The organism is Xanthomonas axonopodis (genome assembly GCF_001304695.1).
Taxonomy (GTDB): Bacteria; Pseudomonadota; Gammaproteobacteria; order Xanthomonadales; family Xanthomonadaceae; genus Xanthomonas; species Xanthomonas axonopodis.
In genome coordinates, this window is sequence record NZ_JFAQ01000229.1 from 1 (window position 1) to 10,235 (window position 10,235).

At 60.8% G+C, this 10,235-nt stretch carries 8 protein-coding genes and 1 other RNA gene; 2 read left to right on the forward strand and 7 right to left on the reverse strand.

Annotated features, from left to right (window positions below):
* Positions 1 to 35: 35 nt before the first annotated feature.
* On the reverse strand, positions 36 to 194 hold the full coding sequence (locus XAXN_RS18005; protein ID WP_003468167.1) for a DUF1328 domain-containing protein: 159 nt from the start codon (positions 192 to 194) through the stop codon (positions 36 to 38).
* 64 nt (positions 195 to 258) lie between these two features.
* Positions 259 to 1,269, reverse strand: a complete 1,011-nt coding sequence (gene oleD, locus XAXN_RS18010) for a 2-alkyl-3-oxoalkanoate reductase (protein WP_054320554.1) — start codon at positions 1,267 to 1,269, stop codon at positions 259 to 261.
* A 161-nt stretch (positions 1,270 to 1,430) separates the two neighbouring features.
* On the opposite strand from oleD, the gene XAXN_RS22035 reads away from it, so the two are divergent.
* A non-coding RNA gene (locus XAXN_RS22035) (sX9 sRNA) lies at positions 1,431 to 1,507 on the forward strand.
* On the opposite strand, the gene oleC is transcribed toward XAXN_RS22035, so the two are convergent.
* Entirely contained in the window at positions 1,502 to 3,172 is a 1,671-nt protein-coding gene (oleC, locus tag XAXN_RS18015; RefSeq protein WP_054320560.1) for an olefin beta-lactone synthetase, read from the reverse strand. The two genes, XAXN_RS22035 and oleC, sit on opposite strands and share 6 nt — an antisense overlap.
* Before the next feature lie 310 nt (positions 3,173 to 3,482).
* On the opposite strand from oleC, the gene XAXN_RS18020 reads away from it, so the two are divergent.
* Positions 3,483 to 3,866 carry a YkgJ family cysteine cluster protein gene (locus XAXN_RS18020; RefSeq protein WP_005928616.1) on the forward strand — a complete coding sequence of 128 codons (384 nt, stop codon included), beginning with the start codon at positions 3,483 to 3,485 and terminating at the stop codon, positions 3,864 to 3,866.
* Between the two features lie 151 nt (positions 3,867 to 4,017).
* Here the strand turns inward: XAXN_RS18020 and XAXN_RS18025 are convergent, their stop codons facing one another.
* Genes XAXN_RS18025 through fic form a run of 4 tightly spaced genes read right to left on the reverse strand, consistent with a single transcriptional unit; the run spans position 4,018 to position 10,211 of the window.
* Positions 4,018 to 4,920: an alpha/beta fold hydrolase gene (locus XAXN_RS18025; RefSeq protein WP_054320555.1), complete on the reverse strand. Its 903-nt coding sequence runs from the start codon at positions 4,918 to 4,920 to the stop codon at positions 4,018 to 4,020.
* Positions 4,917 to 7,412 (reverse strand): DEAD/DEAH box helicase, encoded by a 2,496-nt coding sequence (locus XAXN_RS18030; protein WP_174515594.1) that lies wholly within the window; start codon positions 7,410 to 7,412, stop codon positions 4,917 to 4,919. Before XAXN_RS18030 ends, XAXN_RS18025 begins: the two co-directional genes overlap by 4 nt.
* A 7-nt stretch (positions 7,413 to 7,419) precedes the next feature.
* Positions 7,420 to 9,051, reverse strand: a complete 1,632-nt coding sequence (locus tag XAXN_RS22040; protein ID WP_134980676.1) for a site-specific DNA-methyltransferase — start codon at positions 9,049 to 9,051, stop codon at positions 7,420 to 7,422.
* Positions 9,048 to 10,211: a protein adenylyltransferase Fic gene (gene fic / locus XAXN_RS18045; RefSeq protein WP_054320559.1), complete on the reverse strand. Its 1,164-nt coding sequence runs from the start codon at positions 10,209 to 10,211 to the stop codon at positions 9,048 to 9,050. The genes XAXN_RS22040 and fic overlap by 4 nt, the downstream gene beginning before the upstream one ends.
* Positions 10,212 to 10,235: the final 24 nt, after the last annotated feature.

The window sequence follows — 10,235 nt, forward strand, 5'->3', positions numbered from 1 at the left end:
ACAGAATTCAAGGGTTTTGTTGGCCGCTCTAAGCGTTATACCTTGCCGCGACGGAACATCGAGATCACTGCCAGGATCAGGAACACCACGAACAGGATCCAGGCGATGTTGGTCGCCGCACCGGCGATACCGCTAAAGCCCAGCACAGCAGCGATGATGGCGATGACGAAAAAGATGATGGCGTAATGCAGCATGGCAAGGTATCCAAAAGTTGTCGTGCCGAATCGGCGCAGACGTATCTTGTGGATATACCGGTCTTTATCGGGTGATGGCGATGTTGTTGGAAGATGAGGATCGCAGCCGTTGCAGGCCTTCTTCGATGCTGATGCGCGGTACATAGCCGAAGTCGCGACGTGCCGGCTCCATGCTGTACCAATGCGGGGTACACAGCTGTTCCACCAGAAAACGGGTCAGCGGCACTTCGGCTGGCAGACGCAACAGTGGCCATAGCGTTTCGCACACGGCACCGATACGGTAGGCGGTCTTGAACGATAGCGAGCGCTTGACTGCCGGCGCATCCACCGCAGCCAGCAAACGATTGAGCAACTCGCGCATCGGCAACGGTTCGCCATTGGAAATGAAGTACGCCTTGCCTGCGCAGGCAGCGCCCACGGCAAGGTGCTCGAACGCATCGAAATGCGCCTGCGCGGCGTTGTCGATATATGTGCTGTCGACCAGATTGCTGCCATCACCGACCATGCGCAGCCGCCCGGCGCGCGCGCGTGCTGCCAGGCGCGGCAACAAGTGATTGTCGCCCGGCCCCCAGATCAGGCGCGGGCGCAACGCCACTGTCGCCAACTGGGTGTCGTTGGCCGCCAGCACTGCACGCTCGGCAATGGCCTTGGTCGCCGCGTAGGCGGCGCGCAGATTGTCGCCATACGGCACTTCATCGGCACCGAGTCCTTCCACCGGGTTGGTGGCGCGATGGGTGACGCTGGGCGTGGAGGTATAGATCAGCCGTGGCACGCCATTGGCGCGACAGGCCTCGATCACGTTCTGCGTGCCCACCACATTGGCCTGGTGATAGCTCTCGTAGCTGCCCCATGCGCCGGCCTTGGCGGCATTGTGGAACACCGCATCGATCCCGGCGAAGGCATGCTGCACCGCTCGCGGGTCGGCCAGGTCGCCGCGGATCTGGCCCACGCCCAGACGTTGCAACACCGGGTAACCGCCGCGCTGGAAGCTCACCACCTCGTGCCCACGTGCGCGCAAGCCGCGGCACAACGCCTGGCCAAGAAAGCCGCCACCACCGGTCACCAATACCTTCATCGCACCACACCTCGCCTGTGAGGGACGACACCATAGCCGGCCACACCCGACTTGGCGATCTGCTCGTCGACGCGCGGCCGTGCAGTCTGCCGTCGACGAACAGGAGCGACCCACAACGCCTGCGCTTACGTCAAGCGGCGAGTACGGCTTTTTTAATCGGCATGTACCACTGGTCCACTACCGTTGTGAGTCTGCCATCCACGCCTGCCTGACCACTGCGCGCTCCCTGTGGTCAGCCGCTCTTCTGCAGCTGCTGCGCTGCCCACACCGCCAGCGTTTCGCGGCCGATCTTGGCGTTATGGCGGATATCCACCGGAAAGCCCGGATGGCACAGGAAATCGGCGATGCCGGCGGTGAGCGGATGCGCTGCAGCGGTACTGCGCAGCTGCTGCATGAAGTCCTCCTGCTCCATCGGGCAGGACATCCAGGCGTAGGCGTCCGGTTCATAGCACAGCACCGGACGCTGCTGGCCCATCTCGCCCAGGCCCACCAGCGCGCTACGCCCCATCCCCGGTAACGCATTGAAGATTTGCTCCACCTGCTCGGTATACATCGGGCCTTGCGTGGTTTCCACGCGCTGGGTCTTGCGCCCACAAAACCACAAGCGTCCCTCGGCATCGAAATACCCCACATCGCCCATGCGGTGCACGATGCGCTCGCTGCCATCGCTGCAGCGTTCGCGGATCTTGGCGATGCGCGTGGCCGCATCGCGGTTGAAATAGGTGTCGGTGGCGGTGGGGCCGGCAACGGTGATCTCGCCAACCTCGCCCGTCGCCAGCTCGCGCACGCCGCTCCAGTCGGCAATGGCCGCATCGTCGATGGCGATGATGCGCACCTGGTTAGGCGGCACCACATGGCCCACGCAGGTGCCGCCACCGGCTTCGGTGGCGCTGCGCGTCGCTTCCAGGGCGCGCCCCTCGATCGCGGCCACCGGCAGGCACTCGGTGGCGCCGTACGGGGTCCAGAACTGCGCATCGGCCGGCAACAGCGCGCGGATCTTCGCCACCACATCCGGCGGCACCGGCGCACCGGCCGAAGTGGCCAGGCGCACGTTGGGAAGCGGCTGACCATACTCGGCCAGCACGCGCATCAAGGCAGGCGAACCGAACAACTGGGTCACGCCGAAGCGCGCGATCGCATCATGCAACTTGCGCGGGTCGGCGCTGCCCGGGCGCGTCGGGTCCATGTCCGCAATCACCGAGGTCAGCCCCAGCGCCGGGTCGAACAAGGCAAACGGCGGGAAGGTCGGTAAATCCACCCCGCCGGGCTGCATGTTGAACGCATTGCGCAGCAATTCGATCTGGCCGACGAAATGCCGGTGGCGATACACCACACCCTTGGGCACACCGGTCGAGCCACTGGTGAACAGGATCGCCGCCACATCGTCGGGCGCGGTGTCGGCCAGTTGGCTGCCTGCGCCGGCGCCATCGCGCTCTACACACGCCAGCGTGACTCCGCCCCAGCCGTAAGGTCCGCCGACGGTGACGATCTGCTTTGCCGAGCGCGCCCAGCGCAACAGGCGACGCGCCAGCTGCGCCAGCGCAATGCCGATAAATGCCTGCGGCTGCGCTTCGTCCAGACACTGCTTGAGCGCACGTTTGTCGATACCGGGGTCCACCAGCACCGGCACCGCGCCCGCCTTGAACAAGGCAAACATCAGCAGGAAGAATTCCGGCGACGGCCGCACCATCACCACCGCACGCGCGGCGCGCCCGATGCCGTGGCGTGCCAGGCCGGCGGCAATCGCATCGCTGCGCGCATCCAGCTCGGCATAGCTCAAGGTCACATCGTAGGCGGCAAACCCGTTGGCGCCGCGACCGCCCGGGCAGCGGATGGCGATGTGGTCCGGGCGCTCGCGCGCCAGTTGCGGAAGGGTGGCCGCGATATTGCAGAGGGTGGTCATCTGCGCATTATCACTCATGCGTCAATGACGCCGGCCGCCTGCAGGCTGCAGGCGGTCTGGAGCCACCGCGCGGCTCATCATCGCGCGGCTCCGTGACGCATCGATGCGCGGCAGTGGCCGAGCAAACCGCTGCGACGGTTCGCAGCGCATGCCACGACGCGACGTCACCGGCGGGGCGTGCGTACCCAGGCGTGGCAGAGCGCATCTGAATCGCTAACCGCCCACCGCAGCACGCTACTTGTATCGCGACGCGGTTCGGTCAAAATGCCGCGGTTACCACGCGATTTCGCCGCGCCAGGCCCGGCATCCCATGGCACACCCCTGCCTTACCTGCGGCGCCTGCTGCGCCTATTTCCGCGTCAGTTTCCATTGGAGCGAAGCCGATCCTGCATTGGGCGGCAGGGTGCCGATCGAGCTGACCGAGGCGCTACGCACGCATGAGCGGGTGATGCGCGGCACCTCGCAATCGCAGCCGCGCTGCATCGCGCTGGACGCGGACATTGGCCGTTACAGCCGCTGCAGCATCCACGACCGCCGCCCTTCGTCCTGCGCGGCCGTGCCGGCCTCGCTGGAATTCGGGCAGCGCAGTGCGCAATGCGATAAATCGCGTTTGGCGCATGGCCTGCACGCACTGACCGATGCCGATTGGGTCGGCGTGGACGACGCGCAACGCAACCCGCTGCCGCCGGTGTAACGGCGTCGCACAGCAGGCGTTAGTGCTGGCAACAGCGTCGGCAGGCAGATGACCGAAATGACCGGTGCGCTGCATCGAATTTCGATGCAGTCATTCCAGTCAATGCGTGCAGTGAACTGGCGCGTCCCCGCACGCAGTTGCGGTGGATGCGTTACAGCGGATTGCGCTCCAGAAACGCGCGAATCGCCGGCACCAACACCTCATGCTTGTCTTCCAGCACATAGTGGTTGGCATCGTCGAATGCGGTGACTTCGGCCTGTGGCAATGCCTTGCGAAAGCCGGCCAGGAAATGCTTGTCGAAACAAATGTCGCGCAGGCCCCAGGCAATGAAGGCCGGGCGATCGGCGAACGCAGGCAGCGCCTGCGCAGAGCGCTCCAGCAACGACCAGCCCTTGTCAGCCGGCGACAGCGGAATATCCTGCATGAAGCGGATGGTGGAGATGCGATTGCGCCAGTTGTTGTATGGCGCCACATACGCACGACGTACCTCTGCCGGCATCCGCCGCGACACGCCTAGCCACGAAGCTCCGGACGAAAACGCATTGAACGTGCGGATGAACCACTCGCCCAGCCGCCAGTGCCGGCCCATCGCAATCTGCCATGGCATCGGCTTTTCCGGCGGCAGCGGGAACGCGGCCGTGTTGGTGATGACCAGCCGCTTGACCTGCGCGTGATGCGACAACGCCCAGCCGAAACCGATCATGCCGCCCCAATCGTGCACTGCCAGCGTGACCGGCCCGGTGATGCCCAGATGCCGCAACAAGATGTCCAGATCGTCCACGCGCGATTGCAGCGTGTAGTCATAACGCGGCTGCGCATCGGGCGCATTGTCCGGCTTGTCGGACAAACCCATGCCGATGTGATCGGGCACGATGCAGCGGTAGCGATCGGACAGGCCGCTCACCAGATGCCGCCACAAATAGCTCCACGACGGATTGCCGTGCAGCATCACGACCACCTCGCCATCGCGCGGGCCTTCGTCCAGATACGACATCGCAACGCCGGGTCGCACCTCAAGGCGCTTGGGGGTGAAGGGATAGCCGGGATAATTCATGCAAAACGCATCCTATCCAGATCAAAGGACCCTGCGCTTTGCAGGCGCCCACCCAACTCACGTAGATAGAAGAAATCACGCTCGCCGCGCTTACGGCCCACCATGAAAACGGCGCCATACTCGCGGTGAGTCGCCGCACTCTTGTCAACCTCACTGGGCTTTCCCCACAGGTGGTCGCCCTTCAACTCCAGCAGTGCGATACCTGGAGCGGAACGTTCTGCGACAGACACCACAAAATCAGGGTAGAAGCCGTCCCCCTCATCCCAGCGATAGAGACCGATGCCTGATTTGGGTTGATTGCGATGCCACCACCGCACTTGAGTACTGGCATCCAGACGCTCCGCAATGGCTAGCTCATCCTGGTTCAAGCCAGATGGAAAGACGCCATAAAGCCCGCGATTGACGGAGCGCAGCGGTTGATCGCTGAGTAACTCGGCCGGCAGTAGCACATCGACATCGATCACTTGGCCCTGACGCAGGCTTTTGAATGCATCTCGCAGAAGCCGAGGGCGCCTCACCAGCAAGAGGTCCAACTGGCGCATTTGCAACTCTTCGTCTTCAGGCACTTCCGCGCCTGACGCTTCGATCGCGCGAACGAAACGTTCCAATAGCCTGAGGTAGAGCTCGCGATCGTTCGCCTCTACCAACCGCAATCGGATTTGTTCGGCTTTTTCGGCGACAGCTTGCGGCGAAAGATTGGCCCAAAGGTCGCTTCCATCTTCTGCAACCCGATGACCAGCAAAAAGATCTGTGTCCAAGCGCTGGACTTGCACCCTGGCGCGCAGGCGATCGGCCAGCACTTCCGGTGAGAAATCGACGTGCGCGGCCAAGCCTGCCTCGAAATCAGCTGACACGGGCGGCAGCTGTTCTCCACGCAGGCGATCCGGGGCGTCGGAACGACGCGGATATCGATACATGCTCTCCTGAGCCAACACAAATGCACCAGCGGCACTGGTGGCCCGCGCAGGCCAGGCACCCTCGCCTCCAAACATTTCCAGCGCGGCTTGGGTTGCGTTCGCCATCCCAGCGAACGGGGTCCCCACCAGCGCATCAGCCACCTCACTCGTAGTGCCGGCCGAGGAGACAGTATCTCTCTCGGCTTCGGCGTCCAACACGTGTACCCCTGCGCGCGATACCAGCAAGCTCAGAGGCTCTCCGCTACGCGCCACCTGTAGTGAGGCACCATCACCAATCATGGTGACAACCGTCTGCGTCCCGAGTTCAGGTGCCTGTGTGGTGAGCGTGTTGATCTGGGCACCGGCTAGCAGCAAACCTTCTTGCGACTCGGAGTTGGCCAGAAACACATATCCGTGATCCAGAACGGGCAGCACACCCGTCTGCGCCTGTAGCAGGGTGTGGCGGCGCATAATGCGGCCGATCACTTGCACCCCGAAACCCGAGTCGCGCGCACCACGTAATGCTGCCAGGGTGAATGCACGCGGCGCATCGAACCCTAGCGCTACGGCCATCTTGAAGATCAGCACTTCCACCGTGGGATCCTGCGCCAACGACAGGAGATCCGGGTCAGGTTCGGCGGCAGTATGTACACGCACTGCGGTCGCATCGAATCCCAGCTGCTCCACCAGATACGTCCGTGCTGCCTCCTGCGCAACCTTGCCATCCGGCACCTGCACCAGCATCAATGGCGTCAGTGCAATATCCGCATCTGCCAAGGTCTTGCGAATGGTGCGATGCATTTGTGCGCACTCGCGCAGTGCGAGATGCTCGAAATCTACCAACTGCGCGGTATCCCCATCGCGGGCGATGAACCGCACCATCCGCACGCCGCGCTTGAGTAGGCCGGCATCCACAGCGTCGGCACGGCTAACGGAGGCCCAGTCCGCCGGCTCCCCGACGAAATAACCGGTCGCACGCTCGAAGGCCTTCATATCGGCGTCGCGTGGCGTGGCAGTCATCAGCAGGGCGTAATCGGGCTTCAGCACATCGCAGAAGAACGCCCGGGCTTGGGTATCTCGCTGGAATCCGTGATGCGCCTCGTCCACCACACAGCCGATGCGCAAGCCTTGCTCGCGCGCCATTGCGATCACGTCATCGATCGACATGCCGGCATCGCTGCGCTGGCGCGCGCGTCGAGTCTCGGCCTTGCGTGCCGCCAACGACGCCCAGGTGACAACGAACACGCCGCCGCCATGCACGGCATCCAATTGCCGATCCGCATCCAGGTCCAGCAGCGCCAACTCTGGCGCTTGATGAGTCAGGACTTTGCGCGATTGCTCGACCAGCCCGGTGAAGGGCGCGAACCAGAACCACAACACTCGTTCCTCGGCCGACACGCGGCGCATCACCTCGATCGCCATACGCGTCTTGCCAGCGCCAGTCGGCGCTTGCAGAACGATGACAGCGTCTTTACGGCGTGCCTCATCGATGCGTTCCGGTGTGGCGGCGGCGATCTGTCGATACAGCGCGCGCACCTCACCAAACTGGGCGACGATGCCGTCGCAAATAACGTTCTGAAACTCTTTCAATGGCATGGGCATATCAACGTCCGAAGCGTTCGCGCAAGTGGTGCGGTAAAGGCAGCAAAGACAAGTCGGCCGCTGTTTCTCCAAGCAATCCGTTAAGCCGTTCCGTCGACCATGTATAGACGACAGCGACTGCCGCTGTGCGGGTCCGCAGCCACTCACGTAACTGCTCTATATGTGCAGCCTGGAAATCCGCCAAATAGGCTAATTCGTCATCGCTGGCAAAACCGCCGCTAGGCCAGTGAGACAACGGTTTTCTATGCAATAACTGGAGCGCGTGCCAAACCTCTGCGTGGTCTAACTTGAGCGCCAAGCGATGCTTCGGGATACGCCGGGCACGCAAGTAGGCAAAGCCGCCACTCAGACCCTCAACTGGTTGGCCTTTCGTATTGGTGTAGCCACCCAATACGCGACGCACGCGCTCGGCGCAAACATCGCGGCAGAGGTTCTTGTCAGGCGTATCTTCGGTTGCTTCGGTACTACTAACTAGAATGAACTTACGGTTTCCGCCATCTTCAGCATTTAGTGTGGCAACAGCCTGAGCAAACGTTCCCGAGCCTGCAAAAAAATCAAGGACGGTGTCACCCGGCTTGCTGGCGATGCGTAGTATCCGCTCCATCAGCTGCACCGGTTTCGGTGTAGAAAAGACATCTCCTGAAGAAGCGAATTGCAACACTTCAAGAAGCTGTTTTTTTGCATCCTGCGTATGCCCAACCTCTGCGTATGTCCAAAGCGTTTGGGGCACGACACCTTGCTTTACTTCTGAAATAAATCTTTTTATTGCAGGGATATTGTTGCCATCCTTTCCCCACCAAACTCGATTGTCGCCATCAAGCTCCTTGAACTTCTTTTCTGATACTCGCCAGTACATTCCTGACGGAGGGGCTTCAATATATCTACCAGATGGACAAGTAATGGAATAGGTTCCTGCGCCATAAAAATTTCGCGCCGAGAGATCACTAGGCTTCCATGGGCCCCGAGGATCGTTGTCTGGATTTTTGTAAGCGCGATCTTGCTCAGCGCTACGCGGCAACGGCATTGGCCGCCAAAGACTGCGATTATTAGCATAAACCACAAGATACTCATGGTCATCAGAAAAGTGTTGCGCAGTATTTTTAGGCGAATAAACTTTTTGCCAGATAACATTGGCAACAAAGTTATCCTCGCCAAACACCCGATCCATCAGCATCCCAAGCCGGAACACCTCATTGTCATCAATACTGACAACGATAACCCCGTCGTCGGCCAACAACTCTTTAGCAAGTTGCAGGCGCCGATACATGAATTCCAGCCACAGCGAGTGACGGAAACGGTGAGTCTTGTCGACGAAACGGTCGTTGTAGACGAAGTCCTTATTACCGGTATTGTACGGAGGGTCGATATAAATGCAGCGGATCGCGCCTTTATGCGTCATGCGCAGCGCACGCAATGCATCGTAGTTGTCACCTTCGATGATCAAGTTGTCCCATGGCGCTTCGCCATGGCTTAGATCAGCATCCAATGAAAACGCGACAAAATCGTCATTGAGTGCCTGGTCGGCCTCGATCTCGTCGCGCTCCCATACCAACCCCAGCTGGCGCTCGGCATCGCGCCGCTGCAATAGGCCTATCAAGGTTTGGCGATCGAGATGGTCGTATTTTTTGGTCATGTATTCTGTTCCACAGTCCGCGTAGGCACGCGGTAAGCGGGTAACTGGTTGTCGTCGTTGGACAGCAAGCGAAGAAACGCCGGGTGCAGGAACAGCTTTTCTTTTCCCAGGCGCTGCTCCTGCACCACACCGATATCTGCCAGCTCTTTGAGATGCCGTGCAGCCGTCTGGCGCGTCACGCTCACTGCGTCCATAACATTTTGAATACGGCAATACGGCTGATTGAAGATCACTTCAACAAGTTCGCGACTGTAGGCTTTGGACGCATGCTCTCGTACATAGTCGCGCGCCTGCGCCTCCAATTCGCGGATCGCCTGGATCTTGGCCGTTGTCCAGACCGCCGTCTCGGCAACAGCGCTCAGCATGTAGTGGATCCATTCGGCCCAGTGCCCATGCCGGGTGACATCCAATAGCAGGCGGTAGTAGTCGTTGCGATGGCGGATGATGTAGCGGGAAAGATAGAGCACAGGCAGGTCGAGCAGCCTTTGTTCGATCAGCATCAGCAGGTTCAACACCCGTCCCGTGCGACCATTGCCATCGGTGAACGGGTGGATCGCTTCAAATTGATAGTGCGCGACAGCCATACGAATCAATGGATCGACGTCGGTGTTTTCATGGATGAAGCGTTCCCAGTTGGCCAGTTTGTCGCGCAGCAGCGTTTCGCCAAACGGCGGGGTGTAGATGATCTGCTGGGTTTGGTCGTTTGCCAGAGCAGTCCCGGGCACGCGACGGATCTGCATTTGCACCGCTTTGATACGGCTGCAGACGACAACAGCGGTGTCCGTGCACAAAGGCCGCTGCCGTAGCGACTGAAATCCCTCGTAGAGCGCACTGCGGTAACGCAATGCTTCCTTGGTGGCAGGCTTTTTTGCCTTGTCCTGATCTTCGGCGTAGCGGAACAATTCGTCCGTCGTCGTCACGATGTTCTCGATCTCAGAACTGGCCTGCGCCTCTAGGATCGGAATGGCATTGATCAGCACCGTAGGATTTGGCATCAGTGCTGTTGCCTGCTTCAGCTCGGCCAATGCAGTTCGTGCACCGATGCAAGCCTTGAGAAGGCTCCGTGTTTCGATATCTCCCGCTGGTGGAAGCAGCGGGAGATCGTTGTAAGGGAGCTCAGGATTAAACGTCGACACGCTTTCCATGCTTGCCTTGCTCATGTTCTTTAGGGCAACGCTGATCAA